The organism is Polaribacter sp. Asnod1-A03 (genome assembly GCF_045063585.1).
Taxonomy (GTDB): domain Bacteria; phylum Bacteroidota; class Bacteroidia; order Flavobacteriales; family Flavobacteriaceae; genus Polaribacter.
This window is the reverse complement of the sequence record NZ_JBEFOE010000009.1, coordinates 401,712-421,409: the sequence shown is the minus strand read 5'-3', so window position 1 is coordinate 421,409 and position 19,698 is coordinate 401,712. Positions and strand designations below refer to the sequence as shown.

21 protein-coding genes are annotated in these 19,698 nt (G+C 28.4%); 7 read left to right on the top strand and 14 right to left on the bottom strand.

Features of this window, described 5'->3' with window-relative positions:
* Window positions 1-270: 270 nt before the first annotated feature.
* On the bottom strand, window positions 271-930 hold the full coding sequence (gene nfsB / locus ACJJVY_RS02275) for an oxygen-insensitive NAD(P)H nitroreductase (RefSeq protein WP_405604707.1): 660 nt from the start codon (window positions 928-930) through the stop codon (window positions 271-273).
* Window positions 931-1,101: 171 nt separating this feature from the next.
* On the opposite strand from nfsB, the gene ACJJVY_RS02270 reads away from it, so the two are divergent.
* On the top strand, window positions 1,102-1,983 hold the full coding sequence (locus ACJJVY_RS02270) for an AraC family transcriptional regulator (protein WP_405604705.1): 882 nt from the start codon (window positions 1,102-1,104) through the stop codon (window positions 1,981-1,983).
* 47 nt (window positions 1,984-2,030) lie between these two features.
* Here the strand turns inward: ACJJVY_RS02270 and ACJJVY_RS02265 are convergent, their stop codons facing one another.
* On the bottom strand, window positions 2,031-2,837 hold the full coding sequence (locus ACJJVY_RS02265) for a universal stress protein (protein ID WP_405604703.1): 807 nt from the start codon (window positions 2,835-2,837) through the stop codon (window positions 2,031-2,033).
* 336 nt (window positions 2,838-3,173) lie between these two features.
* Between ACJJVY_RS02265 and ACJJVY_RS02260 the strand changes: the two genes are divergently transcribed.
* From ACJJVY_RS02260 to ACJJVY_RS02240, 5 genes are all read left to right on the top strand, one after another.
* Window positions 3,174-3,743 carry an acetate uptake transporter gene (locus tag ACJJVY_RS02260; protein WP_405604701.1) on the top strand — a complete coding sequence of 190 codons (570 nt, stop codon included), beginning with the start codon at window positions 3,174-3,176 and terminating at the stop codon, window positions 3,741-3,743.
* Between the two features lie 175 nt (window positions 3,744-3,918).
* On the top strand, window positions 3,919-4,497 hold the full coding sequence (locus ACJJVY_RS02255; RefSeq protein ID WP_405604699.1) for a TetR/AcrR family transcriptional regulator: 579 nt from the start codon (window positions 3,919-3,921) through the stop codon (window positions 4,495-4,497).
* 20 nt (window positions 4,498-4,517) lie between these two features.
* Window positions 4,518-5,150: a nitroreductase family protein gene (locus ACJJVY_RS02250; RefSeq protein WP_405604697.1), complete on the top strand. Its 633-nt coding sequence runs from the start codon at window positions 4,518-4,520 to the stop codon at window positions 5,148-5,150.
* A 7-nt stretch (window positions 5,151-5,157) separates the two neighbouring features.
* Window positions 5,158-6,156 (top strand): NADP-dependent oxidoreductase, encoded by a 999-nt coding sequence (locus tag ACJJVY_RS02245; protein ID WP_405611560.1) that lies wholly within the window; start codon window positions 5,158-5,160, stop codon window positions 6,154-6,156.
* Window positions 6,157-6,166: 10 nt separating this feature from the next.
* Window positions 6,167-7,327, top strand: a complete 1,161-nt coding sequence (locus ACJJVY_RS02240) for an iron-containing alcohol dehydrogenase (RefSeq protein WP_405604694.1) — start codon at window positions 6,167-6,169, stop codon at window positions 7,325-7,327.
* Between the two features lie 67 nt (window positions 7,328-7,394).
* Here the strand turns inward: ACJJVY_RS02240 and ACJJVY_RS02235 are convergent, their stop codons facing one another.
* Window positions 7,395-8,549, bottom strand: coding sequence for an endonuclease/exonuclease/phosphatase family protein (locus ACJJVY_RS02235; RefSeq protein ID WP_405604692.1), 1,155 nt, complete (start codon window positions 8,547-8,549; stop codon window positions 7,395-7,397).
* 233 nt (window positions 8,550-8,782) lie between these two features.
* On the opposite strand from ACJJVY_RS02235, the gene ACJJVY_RS02230 reads away from it, so the two are divergent.
* Window positions 8,783-9,304 (top strand): 5' nucleotidase, NT5C type, encoded by a 522-nt coding sequence (locus tag ACJJVY_RS02230; protein ID WP_405604690.1) that lies wholly within the window; start codon window positions 8,783-8,785, stop codon window positions 9,302-9,304.
* 2 nt (window positions 9,305-9,306) lie between these two features.
* Here ACJJVY_RS02230 and ACJJVY_RS02225 read toward each other — a convergent pair whose 3' ends face one another.
* The 11 genes from ACJJVY_RS02225 to ACJJVY_RS02175 all read right to left on the bottom strand — a co-directional run bounded on the left by ACJJVY_RS02225 (window position 9,307) and on the right by ACJJVY_RS02175 (window position 19,672).
* Entirely contained in the window at window positions 9,307-10,602 is a 1,296-nt protein-coding gene (locus tag ACJJVY_RS02225; RefSeq protein ID WP_405604688.1) for a cryptochrome/photolyase family protein, read from the bottom strand.
* Window positions 10,592-11,077, bottom strand: a complete 486-nt coding sequence (locus ACJJVY_RS02220; protein WP_405604686.1) for a hypothetical protein — start codon at window positions 11,075-11,077, stop codon at window positions 10,592-10,594. Before ACJJVY_RS02220 ends, ACJJVY_RS02225 begins: the two co-directional genes overlap by 11 nt.
* Window position 11,078: 1 nt before the next feature.
* A complete protein-coding gene (locus ACJJVY_RS02215) occupies window positions 11,079-11,594 on the bottom strand; it encodes a glutathione peroxidase (RefSeq protein WP_405604684.1) in 516 nt (171 codons plus the stop codon).
* A gap of 64 nt (window positions 11,595-11,658) precedes the next feature.
* Window positions 11,659-12,336: an SDR family NAD(P)-dependent oxidoreductase gene (locus ACJJVY_RS02210; protein WP_405604682.1), complete on the bottom strand. Its 678-nt coding sequence runs from the start codon at window positions 12,334-12,336 to the stop codon at window positions 11,659-11,661.
* Window position 12,337: 1 nt separating this feature from the next.
* Window positions 12,338-13,759 (bottom strand): SDR family oxidoreductase, encoded by a 1,422-nt coding sequence (locus ACJJVY_RS02205; RefSeq protein WP_405604680.1) that lies wholly within the window; start codon window positions 13,757-13,759, stop codon window positions 12,338-12,340.
* Between the two features lie 28 nt (window positions 13,760-13,787).
* A complete protein-coding gene (locus ACJJVY_RS02200; RefSeq protein ID WP_405604678.1) occupies window positions 13,788-14,402 on the bottom strand; it encodes a flavin reductase family protein in 615 nt (204 codons plus the stop codon).
* The gene (locus ACJJVY_RS02195; protein WP_405604676.1) at window positions 14,403-15,713 is read right to left on the bottom strand and encodes an ABC1 kinase family protein; all 1,311 of its coding nucleotides are present in this window, start codon (window positions 15,711-15,713) and stop codon (window positions 14,403-14,405) included.
* Window positions 15,710-16,369, bottom strand: coding sequence for a TetR family transcriptional regulator C-terminal domain-containing protein (locus ACJJVY_RS02190; protein WP_405604674.1), 660 nt, complete (start codon window positions 16,367-16,369; stop codon window positions 15,710-15,712). Before ACJJVY_RS02190 ends, ACJJVY_RS02195 begins: the two co-directional genes overlap by 4 nt.
* Before the next feature lie 11 nt (window positions 16,370-16,380).
* Entirely contained in the window at window positions 16,381-16,860 is a 480-nt protein-coding gene (locus tag ACJJVY_RS02185) for a TspO/MBR family protein (protein WP_405604672.1), read from the bottom strand.
* A gap of 157 nt (window positions 16,861-17,017) precedes the next feature.
* On the bottom strand, window positions 17,018-18,328 hold the full coding sequence (locus tag ACJJVY_RS02180) for a DEAD/DEAH box helicase (RefSeq protein WP_405604670.1): 1,311 nt from the start codon (window positions 18,326-18,328) through the stop codon (window positions 17,018-17,020).
* A gap of 6 nt (window positions 18,329-18,334) precedes the next feature.
* Window positions 18,335-19,672 (bottom strand): DEAD/DEAH box helicase, encoded by a 1,338-nt coding sequence (locus ACJJVY_RS02175; RefSeq protein ID WP_405604668.1) that lies wholly within the window; start codon window positions 19,670-19,672, stop codon window positions 18,335-18,337.
* Between the last annotated feature and the right edge of the window lie 26 nt (window positions 19,673-19,698).

Here is a 19,698-nt window from a genome sequence, read left to right as displayed (position 1 = left end):
AGCTTCTTTAGCCTTTTTAGTATTGAATAAAGAGCCATGATTAACAGCAACTGTAGTGATATTAGGGTGTTGTTTATCAAAATGAAAACTCCAAACGGTTAAAATTTAATTTACTTTATATAGGCATCGCTTGCGTTAATAGAAACAACTCCTGTAAGAATACCTTTTTTAACTGTTTTTGGTATTTGTGCGTTTGCAAAAAAACCTACTACTAGTGCTAATGCGATTAAAATATTTTTTTTATGACTTTAATTTGAATAAAAATACTAATTATATTTCAGTGAATAATTCACTTTCTGGTAATCTAGATTTTGGTGTTTTATCTGTGGAATTAAAATCAGATTCTGCTCTGTAACCTATAGAAACAGCCACTAAAGCTGTAAAACCTTTTTCTCTTAAACCAAATTCTTCATCTAATGCTTTTACATCTATACCTTCCATTGGAGTTGCATCTATACCTAAACTCGCTACACCTAGTAAAAAGCTTCCTATATTTAAGTAAACTTGTTTTTCCATCCAGTGTTGTTGGTCTTTTAAATCGTATTTATGAATACCTGCAAACGCTTTAACAGCACCTAAAAATCCGTTTTTTATGTCTTCATTTGGAAACCTTCCATTTTTATCTTCAGTATCTGCAATATGTTGGTAATAGGCATCATCTGCATCAATTTTTGAACAAAATAATACAACTGCTGAAGCATTAGTTACTTTAGGCTCATTAAAATGAAAGAAACCTTGAGTTCCTTTTGCCATACGTGCTTTACCTTCTGTAGTTTCAGCAACTATAAAGTGCCAAGGTTGTAAGTTTACACTCGATGGGCTCATTCTTAATAAGTTTTTGACTTCTGCCATATCTGCTTCAGATATTTTTTTTGTTGAGTCATATTCTTTAGTTGTGTATCTCCAGTTTAGTGTTTCAGATAAATTCATTTTTATTTCTATTTTTTGAGTTCTTAATTAATTATGTGACAAAGATAATTTTAACCATAAAGAGTTTTATGGTATAAAAGAAGGAGATAGTTGTACAAAAAAAGGTTTATTTATTATTTATTATAAATTAATAAGATTTTTTATCTAATTTTGAATGAAATTAAACAGATAATGAACGTAATTGAAGCTTATAAACCTTTTGAAATACAAGAAATTGAATTAACAGAATGGAAACAAAGACCTGTTAAAAATAATTTTTTTGAAGTAGTTTTAATAAAAAAAGGGAAAGGAACACAATGTATTAATTACAATGAATCTCTTTATAAAAAAGGTAGTATATACTTACTTCCTCCTTTAAAATGCCATTCTTTTACAATCGAAAAAACTACAAAATTTGTATTTTTAAAATTTACTGACTCTTTTTTTAAAAGTGCTACAAAAATTAATATTGATAGAAATGAATGGTTTAAAGAAGCTTCTTATATATTGTCTAATTATAATCAATTACCAGGTGATATTATAAAAAATGAAATGGATAGAAATCATTTGTCTAACCTAATTGAAATGATTTTACAAGAATCTAGAAATTACGACATTTCTTCTGTAAATCTTGTAACAAGTTTAATGACTAGTGTTTTAGAACTATTAATCAGAAATATTAAAAAAAGTAGTTATTTTGAAATATTAAAAGATAGTAATAATGATAGAATTACTAAAATGCTAACTTATATAAATGAAAATATTGATAAAACTGAATTGTTAAAAGTTGAGAATTTGGCTAATGTTTTTATGATGTCTCCTACTTATGTAAGTGAGTTTTTTAAGAAACAAGTACAAATGTCTTTAAGAGAATATATCATTAAAGCAAAACTAAAACTTGTAGAAATACGTTTATTAAATTCTGATTTCACTTTAACACAAATTGCAGACGAATTAGGTTTTACTGATGTAAGTCATCTATCTAAAACTTTTAAACGTTATGTTGGTAAATCTATTAGAGATTTTAAAAATGACGGTAATTATATACTTTTAAAAAGAAATGTTTGTGCCTAGTGTTAATGTTTAAAACTTTTAATATAGAAATATTATCTTTAATTTAATTATTCTATAGATATAGAAAATAAAGGTATATCTAAACCAGAAGCCATTTCTCTTGTTTTACTTTTGTGTAATAAAGATTCCCAAAAACCATATTTCTTTGGTATCATTACTAATAATTCTGATTTAGACTTTTCTATTTCCTTTTTAATTTCTTCTAAAACTGTTTTAGATTTTACATTTTTATACAAAAGTGTAACTTCATTTAAACCTCTATCTATAGAATCATTAGTAATTGTTTTCATATTATCAATTCTCTTATCAACATAAAATACAGTTACATCAGATTTTAATTCTACAGCAATTTGTCTTAATTTGACTAATTTTTTTAAAGGGATATCATCTAATAAATCGCAAGCAAAAAGTATTTTTTTTAAACCGGTAAATTTTGCTTTTATAGGAATTGCTAATACAGGAAAACGTTTTAAACTAATTAATGTTGTTGTAGGATTGCCTAATAAATTTTGTTCCATAGATTTAGGAGACATACCAATTACTAAGAAACGCGCTTTGTATAAAGTCATTAATTCTTCTATTTCATCTTCTAAAGTGGAAAATCTACACTTAAACTCAGTTTCAACATTAAATTTCTGTTTAATTTCTTTTGTTATTTTTTTTAATTTTTGTCTATTGATCTCAATAAAAACATCTAAAGAGTTAGCAGATAATCTACTATTTGCTGCATGTATAGGTAGTTTAAAAGCATTAAAAATAATCAACTTTGTATTAAACTGTTTCGCTAATGAAGCAGCATATAAAACAGCATTATCTGATAATTTCGAGAAATTTGTTGCTACTAAAATACTCATAACATATCATTTTTAATTACCACTTAAATTTAAACAATTAAAAGCAAAATTGCAATCTAATTAACATATAACTTAACACAAATCTTTTTTTTATTAATACTCAAAACCTCTAATCATACTAATAGAAACATTATATTATTTTAACTATTCATTATAGATATAAAATAAAATTTTATCTATTTTTATTAATTTGATAATAAAATTCATTAATATTTATAAATTAAGAATTAATCACCTTATATTGCAATAGATTATATTTAGATTTTTTTAATGATAAAAATCATGATTTAAACTAAATGTATATAACATCTTTACACATTCATTAAAAATAGTAAAATGAGCACAACTAAATTAGGAAACCCTGCTGTAGTAGGTTTATCAGGCTTCGGATTAACAACATTACTTTTACAGTTTCATAATCTAGGTTGGTGTGGTTTAGGACCAATTATAGCAATGGGTTTTATTTTTGGTGGTTTAGCTCAATTAATAGCTGGTTTTATGGAACAAAAAACAGGTAATAATTTTGGGTTTGCTGCATTTTCTACCTACGGTGCTTTTTGGATTGGTTTAGGTATTATTTGGCTCTTTAATTTTTTCGATATATATCCATCAACTACAACCGATGTTGGTTTTTATTTGGTTGGTTTTACTTTGTTAACACTTATTTTTTTAATTGGTTCTTTATTTATTCATAAAGCAATGGTAGTAACATTTGCTTCTTTGGCATTAGGTTTTATTTTGCTAGACTTTGCTCATTTTGGTTTTCCTGAAGCAACAACTTCAGCTGCAATCATTTTAATCTTTTGTGCTTTTAGTGCTTGGTATATGATGGCAGCAATTGTTATAAATGATGTAGCTGGAAAAGAAATATTAAAAGTTGGTAAACCTATTATTAAAAGTCTTTAATCACCTCTTCTTCAAGAATAGATCCTTTAATCTTTTTAAATTCATTATTTTATTAACTATAGTTTTATATAAATTACTTGCAATGTTAAAATTAGCATAGGTTATTGTTAAACTTACATTAAAAAAAAGAATGAACATTCATTTTTATGTATCTTTGCTGTAGAATTAATTTAAAATGGCAAAACTTCAGAAAAGTATAGATAAAAAAAACGCATTAGTAAAAGCTACTATAGAGTTAGTTAACAACAATGGTTTTCATGCAACACCTATGAGCAAAATAGCTAAAATGGCTAATGTATCTCCTGCTACTATTTATTTATATTTTGAGAATAAACAAGATTTAGTAAATCAAACTTATATAGAAGTAAAAGAAAAATATACTAAATATGCTTTTGAAACTTATAATACAAATATGTCTGTAGAAGATGGTTTCGAATTAATTTGGAAACGTATTGCCGAGTTTAAATTAAAAGAATGCGAAAACGCAATGTTTTTGGCTCAATGTGATAATACACCTATGATTGATGAAAAAAGTAGACAAGAAGGTATTAAACACTTACAACCCCTACTCGACCTTTGGCAACGTGGTATAGACCAGAAAATTATAAAACCTTTGTGTATATATATTCTATATGCTTACGCAATAAATCCCTTATCATTTTTAATGATGGTACAAAAACGTGGTATTATTACCTTAAAAGAATCAGATATCGAAGAAGCTTATCAAGCTGCTTGGAATAGTATAAAAAAATAAAATAAATAAGAATAATAGATATGGAATTATTAGATAAATTAAATTGGAGATATGCTGCAAAAGCAATGAATGGAGAAATTGTAGCTGATGATAAAATTGAACGTATTTTAGAAGCTGCTCGTTTAGCTGCAACTTCTAGTGGTTTACAACCTTTCGAAATTTTAGTAGTAAAAAATCAAGAAATTAAAGAAAAAATTAAACCAATTGCTTGGAATCAATCTGTAATTACAGACTGTTCTCACTTATTGGTATTTGCTGCTTGGGATACTTATACACCAGAACGCATTAATTATATGTTCGATTTAACAAACGAAATTCGTGGTTTTAAAAACGAAGGTTGGGAAAACTACCGCCAAATGTTATTAAGTTCTTATCCACAAAGAGATGCAGAAGAAAACTTTAACCATGCAGCAAAACAAGCATACATAGCTTTTGCTCATGCAATTATCGCTGCAGCTTATGAAGGTGTTGATGCCACTCCTTTAGAAGGTTTTGATCCTGCTGCTGTAGATGAGATTTTAAACTTAAAAGAAAAAGGGTTACGTAGTGCTGTTTTATTACCATTAGGTTATAGAGCAGAAAAAGAAGATTGGTTAGTAAATTTAGTTAAGGTTAGAAAACCTATGACAGATTTAGTAACTGTAATAGATTAAAAAAGAAATTATGAAAACTATTTTATTAAACAATAGACCCAAAGGGAAACCTACAACTTCTAACTTTGAATTTGTAGAAGAAAATAAAATATTAACTGTAAATGAAGGAGAAATACTTTTAGAGGCTAAATATGTATCTGTAGATCCTTATTTAAGAGGAAGAATGAGTGATGCAAAGTCTTACGTGCCACCTTTTGAGTTAAATAAGCCAGTACAATCTGGTATCGTTGCAAAAGTAATTGTTTCTAACAACGATAAATTTTTAGAAGGCCAATATGTTTCTGGTTTATTAAACTGGCAAACGCAACAAGTTTCTACAGGTGTCGGTCTTACTAAAATTGATGAAACCAAAGCCCCTTTAAGTGCATTTTTAGGTATTTTAGGAATGACTGGTTTAACTGCATATTTAGGGTTAAACGAAATAGGAAAACCAAAAGCAGGAGAAACCATTGTTGTTTCTGGAGCCGCAGGTGCCGTTGGCTCTGTAGTTGGTCAAATTGCTAAAATTTTAGGTTTAAATGTAATCGGGATTGCAGGTACTGATGAAAAAATAGAATTATTAAAATCTAAATTTGGTTTTGATGCAGGTATCAACTACAACACAAGTACTAATATAGATGCAGATTTAAAAGAATTAGCTCCTAATGGTGTAGACATTTATTTTGATAATGTTGGCGGACCAATTTCTGATGCTGTTTTATTTAACATCAACAGATTTGCACGTATTATTATTTGTGGTGCTATTTCTGTTTACAATGAAACTGAAACTCCTAAAAGTGTTAGTGTACAACCTTTTTTAGTTAAAAACAGTGCTTTAATGCAAGGTTTTATCGTAAGTAATTATGCAGATAAATTTCCAGAAGCAACGCAACAACTAACCAGTTGGTTATCAGTTAGTAAATTAACTTATACAGAAACGATTGTAGAAGGTTTCGATAATATTCCGAATGCTTTTATCGACTTATTTGATGGAAAGAATAAAGGAAAAATGATTGTTAAAATTTAAAAAAAACAAAATGAATAATTTTGAATTTAAAAATCCAACCAAAATAGTTTTTGGTAAAGACACCATAGCAAAAGTAAAAGAAGAAATACCTAAAGATGCTAAAGTTTTATTATTATTTGGTGGAGGAAGTATCAAAAAAAATGGCATTTACGATCAAGTAAAAACAGCCTTAACAGATTTTGATGTAGTTGAATTTGGTGGTATACCAGCAAACCCAGAATATGCTATTTTATTAGAAGCTTTAGAGGTTATAAAAAATGAAAACATCACCTATTTATTAGCTGTTGGTGGTGGTTCTGTAATAGACGGTACAAAGTTTTTATCTGCTGCTGCTATTTATCAAGGTAAAACTCCTTGGGATATTTTAGCTAATAATGTTAGAACAGAAGTGGGTATGCCTTTTGGTACGGTTTTAACATTACCAGCAACAGGATCAGAGATGAATTCTGGTGCAGTAATTACTAGAGCAGAAACTAAAGAAAAATTAGCCATGGGTGGTCCTGGTTTATTTCCACAATTTTCTATTTTAGATCCGCAAGTTATTGCTTCTATACCTAAACGTCAATTGGCTAATGGGCTTGCAGATGCTTTTACACATGTTTTAGAACAGTACATGACATACCCAGTCGGTGCTATGCTACAAGATCGTTTTGCAGAAAGTATTTTACAAACTTTAATTAAAGTAGCTCCAAAAGTTATAAAAGATCCTACTAACTATAAAGCTGCATCAAATTTTGTGTGGAGTTGTACAATGGCTTTAAATGGTTTGATACAAAAAGGAGTACCAACGGATTGGGCTGTTCATGCAATGGGCCATGAACTTACTGCTTTGTATGGTATAGATCATGCACGTACTTTAGCTATTATTACTCCAAGTCATTACAAGTTTAATTTTGATGCTAAAAAGCAAAAGTTAGCACAATATGCAGAACGTGTTTGGAAAATTAAGAAAGGAAGTAAAAATGATAAAGCTTTTGATGCTATAGAAAAGACTGAAAATTTCTTTAAAGAATTAGGTATTGACACTAAATTATCTAATTACACGGATGAATACGAAGGTACAGCTGAAAAAATTGCAAAACGTTTTACTGATCGTGGTTGGTTAACATTAGGAGAGCATAATAATTTATCTCCTGATAAGATTGAAAAGATTATAAAAATGGCTTATTAAGCATATATTATATAATCAAATAAAAAAGGTTGTCTTTTAAAAGCAACCTTTTTTGTTTACATCAAGTTTAAAACTTACTTAATTTACTTTTTAAAAAGTTATTACTATTGTTTGTGCTAATTTCTATCCAAACAGGTAAATGATCACTAATTTGGTCTCTCTTCCAATATCTATTAAAATAAGAAGTGAATTTTTCATCAGAAATAAGTGTTGTAGGGTCATTTTTGTGTAACAACATTAATTCTTTGTATTCATTGATAACTTCTGGTGTATTTTGATAAACATAATTAAATAAATTAAATACTCCTCCAACCTGTTTACCGTTTTCATCAATATTCAACCTAAAATAATATCTTGAATTAAAAAAGATACGATCATAAATCTGAGTGAGACTTGTGTTTGTAAATTTACCTTCTAAACCCGTAGATTCTGTAAAACCAATATTATGAAATAATTGTACAATATCCGTATCTTCCTTATACAAATTAGTATCACCTAAAATTACTGTGTCTCTATCATCAGATGAAAAACGAGCTAATTTCTTTTTTAAAACTTCGGTTAATAACCGAACTTCTTCTTTTCTAATTTGATGATCAGTAGGCATATCTATACCATTTGTTCCTTCACCTGGATGTAAATGAATACTTATAATCGAAAACTTTTGCCAACCACTTTCAAAACCTGTAAAAGTAGGGGTTCTTTTTAATTGACTAATTATTGGATGTTGATGAAGAATTTCTGGTGGAATTACAATTTCTCCAGACAAACCAGAAAGGGTAACTCGTCTAGAATCATATAAAAAACCAAAACGTTCATCATTACCAGAGTTTCCTTCTGTAATATCACTAATTGTATGTTTCCAATAACTCCCTAATATTGATAAAACTTTTTTAAAATGACTGATATCACTATTAATTTCTTGTAATGCAACTATATCAAAAGCATTAATAGTTTCTGCTATGTAATATAAAGACTCTGCAGTTCTGTCTTTTATTTTTCCGAAGTTTTTAATATTCCAAGAAGCTAAAAGTAAGTTTTCATCAACCTGTTTACTCGGTATTTCTTTTAAAAGTCCTTCTCTTAATTTAACAATATTTGTAATAATTCTTTTTTTGTCTTTGTCTGCTAACAACCTTTTATAATTGTTTTTATTATCTAACATTATTAATGAATAACGGTTGTTTGTTAATTCATTATCAGGTCTTAAATCGTTGTACCACATCGCTATTTTTTTTACTAACAAGATACTTATTTACAACACATTAGCCATGTTTTTTTCAGTTATTTTATTGTTATATTTTATTAGAAATATTATATCTAAATAAATCTATAATTTTTTTTTGTAAATTTTTTGGAATTATTCTTTTAAGTTATTATAACTTTAAAAAAAGATTAATTGTACATTTTTCTATTGACTTGTATTGATTAAAGTAATTAATTCGTAAAAAACTATTTATGACGATTTTTGTAGATATGGATGAAGTGTTGGCAGACACTTATGGTAAACATTTAGAACTATATAATAAAGAATTTAAAAAAGAAATATCTTTAAAAGACATTATTGCCGGAGAAATATGGGATAATGTAGAAGATATTCATAAAGAAGAGGTTTTAAAGCATGCTTACGTTCCTGGCTTTTTTAGAAGTTTAACACCTATGAAGGATTCTATAGAAGTTATGGAAGCTCTTTATGCTCAACATGAAGTTTATATTGCCACAGCAGCAACTCAATTTCCAACTTCTTTAAAAGAAAAGTGTGATTGGTTAGATGAGCATATGCCTTTTATTACTTGGCAACATCGTATTTTATGTGGTGATAAATTTATTTTAAACGGAGATTTATTAATTGATGACCGTGTGTATAATTTAGAACATTTTAAAGGCGACACCCTGTTATACAACTCGCCACATAATGTGTATGAAACTGGTTATACACGTGTTTCTAACTGGCAAGAAATAGCTAATAAATTACTATAATACTACACTGTTAAAGCATCTTTATATGTTTTAATAGCTCTTTCTCTAGCCATTTTATGCTCAACCATTGGTTGTGGATAAGAAAGGTCATCAAAATCTTGTACCCATTTACGAATGTATTTTAAATCTTTATCAAATTTTTTAATTTGTTCTGATGGATTAAAAACCCTAAAATATGGAGCAGAATCACTACCTGTACCTGCACTCCATTGCCAGTTTCCATTATTTGCAGACAAATCATAATCTAATAATTTTTGGGCAAAATAAGCTTCTCCCCATCTCCAATCGATTAATAAATGTTTGCATAAAAAACCCGCTACAATCATACGAACTCTATTATGCATATATCCTGTTTTATTTAGTTCTCGCATACCAGCATCAACAATTGGGTAACCGGTTTCTCCTTTACACCATTTTGCAAATTCTTCTTCATTATTACGCCAAGGAATGCTATCATATTTTTGTTTAAAATTGTGTGTTACCACTTTAGGAAAATGAAATAAGATTTGCATAAAAAACTCACGCCAAATTAATTCGCTTAAAAAAGTTGCATTGATATCTAAAGCCAAAATGACCATTTTACGAACGCTTACTAAACCAAATCTTAAATACGGAGACAAATTAGAGGTTTTATCTAACGCAGGAAAGTTTCTTATCTCATCATAATTAGATAAATTATCTAAATTATAGGGTTTTACCTTTATGTTACTTTCTTTAAAGCCTAAACTTTTAATACTTGTAAAATCAATATTAATTTTTAATAAATTACTTAAACAATCTTCACTATTATAACTCTTTGTATCAAGCTCTCTATCAAAGTTTTTTAACCATTTATTTTTATAAGGTGTAAAAACAGTATAAGGAGTATTATCGTTTTTTAAAACCTCTTTTTCCTCAAAAATTACTTGGTCTTTACAAGCGGTAACTTCTATCTTTTTTGATGCTAAAAAATCTGATATTTCTTTATCTCTCTTAATTGCATAAGGTTCATAATCCTTATTAAAAAAGATGCTTTTTATATCATACCCTTCCGTTAATTCTTTCCAAATAGTAAGTGTATTTCCTTTTTTAATTAGCAAACTAGATCCTTCTTTTTTTAACTGATAATCGATGTCTTTTAAAGAATTGTATATAAAAGTTATTCTAGCATCGTCTTCGGGTAAAGTATTAATGATTTCTGTATCAAAAATAAAAATAGGAAGCACATTATTACCAGAATTTAAGGCTTTATAAAGTGCAATATTATCCTCTAAACGTAAATCTCTACGAAACCAAAAAAGAGTAATTTTACTTGTCATTAAATAATTGATTTAAAGTGGTAAAACGATGTGTAAAAATATTTTTCAACTGATTTTTTATAAAAATAGTTTGTGAAATATCTCCTAAAAATCCAAAAGGAAGTTTGTAAGATATTTTATCATTCATTAATGTTTTTCCGTCTGGTAATTCTTTAAACCAATGCTCATGATGCCACATTTTGTAGGGACCAAAACGTTGTTCATCAATAAAAAAATCATTTTCTTTTACTTTGGTTATTTCTGTAACCCAATTTTGTTTTACTCCGGGTAATATTCCAACTTTGTATGTAATTATTTGTCCTTCGTAAGCACTTTTTTCAACTTCTGATGTAATTGAAAACCCCATATGATCTGGTGTAATATTTTCTAAATTGATAGGCGAACTAAAAAAAGTCCAAGCTTCTTGTAATGAAACATTTAAAACTTGCGATGTTTTTAGTGTATAAATACCCGAATGTTTTTTAAATTCTATCATGTTAAATCAATTTTATTATTTTAGAACTCATTGGTTTGGTTAACGAATAAAAGTAATCTATAAATTTTCCGTTTTCATCAATCAAGTACTTTTGAAAGTTCCATTTTACGGTAGAGTTCGATTTTCCGTTCAACTCTTTTTTTGTTAACCATTTGTACAACGGATGTTGCTGCTCTCCTTTTACATCTACTTTTTCTGTTATTAAAAAAGTAACTCCATAATTTACTTGACAAAAAGATTCAATTTCTGAAGAATCCCCAGGTTCTTGTCCTCCAAATTGATTGCAAGGAACACCAATAATCATTAATTCTTCTTGATAGTTATTATACAACTCTTGCAACTCTTTATATTGTCCAGTAAAACCACATTCTGATGCTACATTGACAAACAAAATCTTTTTTCCTTTGTAACTATTTAGATCAATCAAGTTTCCTTTAATATCTTTTATAGCAATGTTATAAATAGATGTCTTAGGACTTAATGCATGTGCTTTTGTATTTGAATTAAAAATTCCCATAATTCCTATTTCTTTTATATTGTAAAGTGTTTCTATAATAATATTTCTCTTTAAAAAAGTGATTTTACACTTTTAATGTCACCATTCCTGCATCAATCGGAAATATTTGTCCCGAAATAGATTTGGCATTTTCAGAAAGTAAATAATTAGCCAAAGATGCCACTTCTGCAGGTTCTAAATATTGTTTTAAAGGATGACGCTCTTTCATAACTTCTTTTTGTTTATCATTTCTTAATAAACGAGCCGCTAAAGGTGTGTCTGTAACTGTTGGTGCAATTACATTAAATCTAATTTTTGTAGCATATTCTGCCGCTAAAGATTTTGCCAAACCTTCTACTCCTGCTTTACTAACCGCAATACTTGCATGAAAAGGCATTCCCATTTGTGTTGCAACGGTACTAAACAAAACAACACTTCCATTATTAGCACTCAATACTTTTTCGTATTTTTTAATCACTTTAATGGCTCCTAAAACGTTGATTTTAAAATCATCACTAAAATCGTCTAAAGTCAATCTTTTAAAAGGTTTTAAGTTGATGCTACCTGGGCAATAAACCAATCCGTCTAAAGTATCTATTTCTGGTAATTTGTCTTCCAAAACATCTAAAATAAACTGTTTGGTATTTTCTTTACTTTCACATTCTGTACGACTTATGGTAATTACATTATGTGTGCTTTTTAAAGCATTTACAATTGCCGCTCCTATTCCTTTGCTTCCGCCAACTATTAAAATTGTTTTCATATTATTTTTTATTAATTAATGAATTTATCATGCCCTTAAAAACAAATGCATGAAATGGTAACACAGAAAACCAATAGAATCTACCCAAAACACCTTTAGGTCTAAAAACTGCACGCTGTTGTAATTTTCCGTTAGTAATTTTAAATTCTAACCAAGCTTCACCAGGTAATTTCATTTCGGCAAATAACAATAACCTTTTTTCTTTTTTATCAGCCAATAAAACTCTCCAAAAATCTAAAGGATCACCGGCTTCTAAATGTGTGTTGTGTGTTCTTCCTCTTCTTAAACCAACACCTCCAAAAACCTTATCTACATATCCTCTTATTTTCCATAACCAATTAAAACTGTACCAACCATTTTGCCCACCAATAGACCAAATTTTGTTTAAAGTATAATCCTCATCTTTAATATCTCTTACTCTTACATCTGTAAAACAACCAAACTCTGGTAATTGAATGTGTTTTGCCAATTGATCATTAAAAACCCCACTACTCATCGCATCTTTCCAACTAGAAACTACATCATTTTGTTCTATTTTCTGAAAAGCTAAAGACACTGCTTTTTGGTAAGTAATTGGTACAATATTTAGTGTTTTGTATAAGTTATTAGGCTTTGCAATCACTTCAATCTTCATACTATCTACCAATGCTTGTGCCAATTTAAAAGAAGTAGAAGTTACAAAATATAACCAATAAGATGATAATTTAGGACTAAGTACTGGCAAAGTAAAAATATATCTTTTAAAACCTCTAACAGCTGCAAATTGTAATAGCATTTCTTTGTAAGTTAATACTTCTGGCCCTCCAATATCAAAAGATTGATTGTATAATTCTTCTTTACATAAAGCTCTTTCTAAATAAGACAAAACATCTCTTACAGCAATTGGTTGTGTTTTTGTATTTAACCATTTAGGCGCAATCATTACAGGTAGTTTCTCTACAATATCTCTAATAATTTCAAAAGAAGCACTTCCACTTCCAACTACAATTCCTCCTCTAAAAGTTGTAAGAGCATATTTGTTAGATTGTAATGTTTTTTCTACTTCGAAACGAGACTTTAAGTGTTTAGAAAGTGAATTATCATTTACAATTCCACTTAAATAAATTACATGTTTAGCTGTTGTTTCTTCTATTAATTTTTTAAAATTTAAAGCACATGTTTTTTCTAAACTTTCAAAGTTACTCGCATTAGTAGACATCGAATGAATTAAATAATAAGCAGCATCAATATCTTTTGGAAACGTAATATTATTTACATCTAAAAAATCAACTTTTAAAAAAGTAATATTTTTGTGATGCTCTATTTCATCCGGAATTCTATCTAAATCACGGACACAACAAACTAAATCATGATTTTTTTCGAGTAAATTTAAAACCAACCTTTTAGCAATATAACCTGTTGTACCTGTGATAAGAATTTTCATCTAAAATTTTTAAATTATGAATCTGTAACTATTTTTTTGGTCTTTGATAAGTCATCTTTTTATAATTATTTGGCACTGCATAAGCATCCAAACCATTAATAACAGCCGTTTTTGCTTTTGATAAGTTAACAAGACCATCATTTTCAATTAAAACATCATCTATATATAAATCTACAATTTTACCTAACACTAAAATAGTATCGTTTGCTTTAATATAATATTCTTCTAAATATTTCATGCCCATTTTAACTGCACAACCTTGTACAAAAGGTGCTTGAAATTCGTTTAAGTATTCTTCTTGTAAGTTGGTTTTGTCAAACTCAGAAACTTCCGAAGGATATTTAGCAGAAGTATGGTGTGCATCTTCTATAATGTCTTGATGAATGTGATTAATCGTATAAAAACCTGTTTCTTTTATATTATCGTAAGTATTACGAATAACAGTATTGGGCCTTAAAACAAAACCTAAAATTGGTGGATTAGAACCATAATGTACTACAGAACTAAAAACAGCCACATTAGAAACAGCATCTTTAGATTTTGTAGCAATTAAATTTGCCGATTTAAAACCCGATACACTATTAATTAAATTAATTTTGTATAAATGATTTAAACTATTAATGTCTTCTAATGTAAAATGCATTTACAAGTTTTTAAAATTATTAATTTTAATATTTGTTGCTTTTAAATCATGCATTAAATTGTACAAGCCAAAAAATGTTCTATTGATGTAAATAAAATGTTTAGAACCTCTATTACCATTCATTTTCTTTAATTCTGTGCTTTTAGCGTATTTCTGACCTAAATCGCTAATTTTACCAAAGAATACTTCATCAGAAAAATCGAATACTTCTTCATGAAAAGGTTGTGTAAAAAGTGCTAACATTTCATAAAAAAGTGCTTTAAAAAAGTCTTTTTCTTCAGGAGAATCATCTGCTCTTAAAATTTCTAATTCATATAATTTCGATTCAAAAAAAACAGGATTTTCAATATTTTCTTTTTTGGCTAATTCAAAATAAGGAACATAAAAACTATCCGGAACTTCTTTCATACAACCAAAATCAATCGCTATCAATTCATTTTCGTTAGAGATTAAAAAGTTTCCAGGATGCGGATCTGCATGTACTTTTCTTATAACATGTAATTGATACATGTAAAAATCCCAAAGTGCTTGACCTATTTTTGTTAAGTCTTCTGTAGAGTTATCTTTATTTACATATTCTGATAAATGTACACCTTCCATCCAATCCATGGTTAAAATACGCTGTGTAGAAAATTCAGGATAATAATTCGGGAATTTTAAATTCGGTATTTTAGTACATTTACTAGCAACTTCGTTACTCTGTTCTAACTCTAGAATATAGTTTGTTTCTTCTGTTAATTTATTTTCTACTTCTTTAAAATACTCATCAGAACCTTCTCCTTTGATGTTAAACATTTTCATAGCAATAGGTTTTACCATGGCTAAATCTGTAGAAATACTTTCTGCCACACCAGGATATTGAATTTTTACCGCTAGTTTTTTACCATCTTTAGTTGCTTTGTGTACTTGACCAATGCTTGCTGCATTTACAGATTGTGTAGAAAAAGTATCAAAAACTTCTGTAGGACTTTTCTTAAAATACTTTTTAAAGGTTTTAACCACCAAAGGTGGAGATAAAGGCGGAACAGAAAATTGAGACAAAGAAAATTTTTCTACATAAGCACCTGGTAAAATATTTTTTTCCATGCTTAGCATTTGTGCTACTTTTAAAGCAGATCCTTTCATGGTTTTTAAACCATCATAAATGTCTGTAGCATTTGCTTCGTCTAAATTTCCTTTAGCTTCTTCTTCTGTTTTTACTATTTTTTCACCATAATATTTTACATAATTGGCACCTACTTTTAAACCTGTAGAAACTAACTTAGAAGCTCTTTGAATTTTGGATGTTGGTATACTATCTATGTTTTTCATACAGTTGGTTTTTTTTCTTTCCACAAAAATTTAGCAAAGTCGATTACGCTTTGCACAGGTGTTACATCTCTTAAATCGAAACTTGCTTTTACAGATTTTTCAATAAAAATGTCTGTTTTTTCAAAATTGGTAGAACTATCATCTAACCAAAATTGAATGGTAAATAATAAATGTACCCAAGCTGCTTCTTTAATTCCTTTTTCTTGAATTTTATTGATAGTTTCATTCTTAAAATCAATATTATCTGTTTCTATTTCTTTGCTTATGAAATCAATAAACACAGTTCTTAGTTCTGATAATAATTTTAAAGACTCTAACTTATTCTTATTTTCTTTTAATTTTAAATGAACATAAGATCTATTTGCTGTCAATAGTTCGAAAAATGTATAATAAAAACTTAACAATTTACTTTTAACATCGTAAGTTTTGTATTCTTCATTCTGAAGTAATAACTCTATTGTTTTTGAACAAAACACCGAAAATATGTGCTTTTCTAATGCTTCAAAACCATTAAAGTATTGATAAAACAAACTCTCATCAAAATTATTTTTTTTACTAAAAGCATATACAGTTTTAGAAGTAGATTCTTCCATTAAAACTTCATCCATGTATAATTCTATAATTTTATCCGCAGAAATACTCTTTTTTTTAGCCATAATTCTATTCTTTAATTATTAAAAATAATATAAGCATTTAAGCTCATTGCAATTGTCATCCATACTAAATACGGAACGATTAATAAGGTAACCAATTTTACTTTGTTAAAAAATTTAAAAGTGAAATAACCTATTAATAACCATAATAAAACAATAATTACTATACCTATTTTTGTTTGATGTTGATTAAAGAAAGCTAAATTCCAACCAACATTTAAAAACCATTGGGCAACATATAATGTAATTAGCTTTTTATCTAAAAAAGGAAATTGAAAACTCAATTTTGTCATATAAAAAGAAAACAAGAACATAATGGTTGTCCATGCTGCTCCAAAAACCCAACCAGCAGGCGTCCAAGGTGCTTTGTTCAAAGAAAGATACCAATCTTCTTTAGGTCCATTTTCCATTAAAAGAACTCCAATACCCAAAGCCAAAAAGTTACTTAACAGAAATATAATTATTCTAACTATTTTGTTTTCTTTCCAATTCATATGCAAATTTACAATTTTTGTTTAACTTAATTAAATAATAATTAAACAAAATAAATTATAAGACTATCAAACAAATTGATACAAACAAAAAACCCATCAATAATTTGATGGATTTTTATATAAAAAACTTTTTACAGCCATTATTTTATCTATAAAATTACAAAACAGTAATTCTAACTTTTTTCTTTTTTAATCTAGTATTATTTAAATTTTCTACTAATTCATCTGCTTTAACTAAAGGAACCGCCACAAAAGCACAATCTTGTTTCAATTCAATATCTCCTAATTCTTCTCTAGACAACTTCCCTTGTTTTATAAATAATCCAGCAATATCACCTTTAGAAATTTTATCTTTTCTACCACCAGAAACAAATAAAGTTTCCCAATAAGGAGCTTCTCTTTCTGCTTGTTTAGAAATATTTTGAACCTCTACATTTTTAATAAAATCTGGCAAACTTTCATCTTTCCATTTTAAGACATAGGCAGTTCCTTCTGCAGAAACTCTTGCTGTACGTCCGTTTCTATGCGTAAACTCTTCAACAGCCAATGGTAATTGGTAATGAATAATGTAGTTCATTTCTGGCACATCAATACCTCTTGCCGCTAAATCTGTGGCAATTAAAAGCTGATTTGTTCCGTTTCTAAACTTAATTAAAGAACGTTCTCTATCTTTTTGTTCCATTCCTCCACTAAAACAACCATGTCTTATATTTTTGCTTTCTAAAAAAGCACTTACACTATTAATGGTATCTTTTAAGTTACAGAAAATAATTCCTTGCTGATTTCCTAAATGATTTAATAAATGTAATAACGTATTCAGTTTGTTTTTTGCTGGAGAAATAACTGTTTTAATAGCTAATTTAGATGTAGTTGCTTTTAAGTAATTTACTGTATTTGGTTTTCTTAAACCTACAAAATCAGGAATTTCAACACCCTGTGTCGCTGACGTTAGAATACGTTTACTTAAAGCTGACAATTGATTGATAATTCCTCTCATTTCATACTCAAAACCAACTTCTAAAGATTTATCAAACTCATCTAAAATTAATGTTTTTATAAAATCTTTAGAGAATCTTTCATTTGCAAAATGATCAGAAACTCTACCTGGTGTTCCTATTAAAATAGCTGGTACGTGTTTTAATTCTATTTTATCTTTAGACATTGGTCTACCTCCGTAAACAGCGTTTACTTTGTAACCAGAACCCATAGAACGAATTACTTGTTCTATCTGAATAGCCAACTCTCTAGACGGAACCAAAATTAATGCTTGTACTTCTTTAACTTCTGGATCTAATGTTTTTAACAAAGGTAAACAAAACGCCAATGTTTTTCCTGTTCCTGTTGGCGATAATAAAATGATATTATCATTTTTATGAATCGTTGCAATTGCTTCCTCTTGCATTCTATTTAACTGACTAATATTCAGTTTTTGTAATATTTCTGCTTGGTCTTTGATAATATTTGCCATGTAGTTTTATTTTTTACGTTTTTTAGGAGCGTCTATTTTTGGAATACTATTACTTGTTTGTGCTAAATAATTTGCTAATATTTTATCAACTAACTCATCTTTAGTTAGATGATGAAAAACAGTTCTAATTTGATGCTTAAAATCTTCTGAAACGTTACGGTTTGGTTTTGTTTTAAAAATTTTTTTCGCCCATAAAAGTCCATTATTTTCTTCAATACTTTTAGCATCTGCTTTTTTATATCTACTAAAAGAAATCCCTAATTCTTTTTCAAAATCTGCAATATCTTGTACTTCTTCCTCTTGTAAAATTGTTAAAGATAATCCCTTTGCTCCTGCTCTAGCTGTTCTACCACTTCTATGTACATAAGCATCATACGTGTCTGGTAAATGATAATTAACTACGTAAGCAATTTCTTTAACATCGATACCTCTTGCAGCCAAATCGGTAGCTACTAAAATGTCTATATGACCATCTCTAAATTGCCCCATTATTCGATCTCTAATCCCTTGTGTTAAACTACCATGTAAAGCACCAGAAGAAAATTTATTTATGGCTAAATTCTTGGCTAATTTATTAACTGCTGCTTTGGTTTTACAAAAAATGATTCCCCTTTGTCCTTCTTTAGAGTTTAAAAAATGTAATAAAACCTCTAACTTTTCAATAGGTTCTACTACTACATATTGATGATCAATTCCTTGATGCCCCATAGTTGCCATGTCTGCTTCTACCTGAACAACTTCTTTAGACATGTAATTATTTACCAATTGTTTAATGCTACCTGGCATTGTTGCAGTAAATAATAAAGTTCTTCGATTTTTAGGAATTTCTTTAATGATGATATCTAAATCCGTTTTTAAAGCAGTAACCATTTCATCTGCTTCATCTAAAACTAAATAATTTACATTTTTAACGTTAATACCTTCTCTTTCTATCAAATCTACCAAACGCCCAGGAGTTGCTACTACAATTTGTGTCGATTTTTTTAGACGTTCTATTTGTGGTTTTATTGGGATTCCTCCGCAAACAGCTGCTATAGAAATAGCTGGAATTTCTGCTGCAAAAGAAACTAGGTTTGCGTGTATTTGATGACCTAACTCTCTTGTTGGTGCTAATATTATTGCTTGCACATTGGTATTTGTAACATCTATTAATTGTAATAAAGGCAAACCAAAAGCAGCCGTTTTTCCGGTTCCGGTTTTAGCTAAAGCAACTAAATCTTCTTTTTGTTTCAATACAACAGGTATTGCTTTTTCTTGAATATCTGTTGGAATCGTAATTTGTAATGCTGCTAATCTCTTTTGAATTTGAGATTCTATTCCTAAATCGGAAAAACGTTTTGACATAAAAAAATATTTTATGCAAAGATAGT

Coding starts and splice junctions, on each gene's coding strand:
- nfsB (WP_405604707.1), bottom strand. CDS start 930: ATGAATTTATCTGAAACACTAAACTGGAGATACACAACTAAAGAATAT.
- ACJJVY_RS02270 (WP_405604705.1), top strand. CDS start 1,102: ATGAACGTAATTGAAGCTTATAAACCTTTTGAAATACAAGAAATTGAA.
- ACJJVY_RS02265 (WP_405604703.1), bottom strand. CDS start 2,837: ATGAGTATTTTAGTAGCAACAAATTTCTCGAAATTATCAGATAATGCT.
- ACJJVY_RS02260 (WP_405604701.1), top strand. CDS start 3,174: ATGAGCACAACTAAATTAGGAAACCCTGCTGTAGTAGGTTTATCAGGC.
- ACJJVY_RS02255 (WP_405604699.1), top strand. CDS start 3,919: ATGGCAAAACTTCAGAAAAGTATAGATAAAAAAAACGCATTAGTAAAA.
- ACJJVY_RS02250 (WP_405604697.1), top strand. CDS start 4,518: ATGGAATTATTAGATAAATTAAATTGGAGATATGCTGCAAAAGCAATG.
- ACJJVY_RS02240 (WP_405604694.1), top strand. CDS start 6,167: ATGAATAATTTTGAATTTAAAAATCCAACCAAAATAGTTTTTGGTAAA.
- ACJJVY_RS02235 (WP_405604692.1), bottom strand. CDS start 8,549: ATGTGGTACAACGATTTAAGACCTGATAATGAATTAACAAACAACCGT.
- ACJJVY_RS02230 (WP_405604690.1), top strand. CDS start 8,783: ATGACGATTTTTGTAGATATGGATGAAGTGTTGGCAGACACTTATGGT.
- ACJJVY_RS02225 (WP_405604688.1), bottom strand. CDS start 10,602: ATGACAAGTAAAATTACTCTTTTTTGGTTTCGTAGAGATTTACGTTTA.
- ACJJVY_RS02220 (WP_405604686.1), bottom strand. CDS start 11,077: ATGATAGAATTTAAAAAACATTCGGGTATTTATACACTAAAAACATCG.
- ACJJVY_RS02215 (WP_405604684.1), bottom strand. CDS start 11,594: ATGGGAATTTTTAATTCAAATACAAAAGCACATGCATTAAGTCCTAAG.
- ACJJVY_RS02210 (WP_405604682.1), bottom strand. CDS start 12,336: ATGAAAACAATTTTAATAGTTGGCGGAAGCAAAGGAATAGGAGCGGCA.
- ACJJVY_RS02205 (WP_405604680.1), bottom strand. CDS start 13,759: ATGAAAATTCTTATCACAGGTACAACAGGTTATATTGCTAAAAGGTTG.
- ACJJVY_RS02200 (WP_405604678.1), bottom strand. CDS start 14,402: ATGCATTTTACATTAGAAGACATTAATAGTTTAAATCATTTATACAAA.
- ACJJVY_RS02195 (WP_405604676.1), bottom strand. CDS start 15,713: ATGAAAAACATAGATAGTATACCAACATCCAAAATTCAAAGAGCTTCT.
- ACJJVY_RS02190 (WP_405604674.1), bottom strand. CDS start 16,369: ATGGCTAAAAAAAAGAGTATTTCTGCGGATAAAATTATAGAATTATAC.
- ACJJVY_RS02185 (WP_405604672.1), bottom strand. CDS start 16,860: ATGAATTGGAAAGAAAACAAAATAGTTAGAATAATTATATTTCTGTTA.
- ACJJVY_RS02180 (WP_405604670.1), bottom strand. CDS start 18,328: ATGGCAAATATTATCAAAGACCAAGCAGAAATATTACAAAAACTGAAT.
- ACJJVY_RS02175 (WP_405604668.1), bottom strand. CDS start 19,672: ATGTCAAAACGTTTTTCCGATTTAGGAATAGAATCTCAAATTCAAAAG.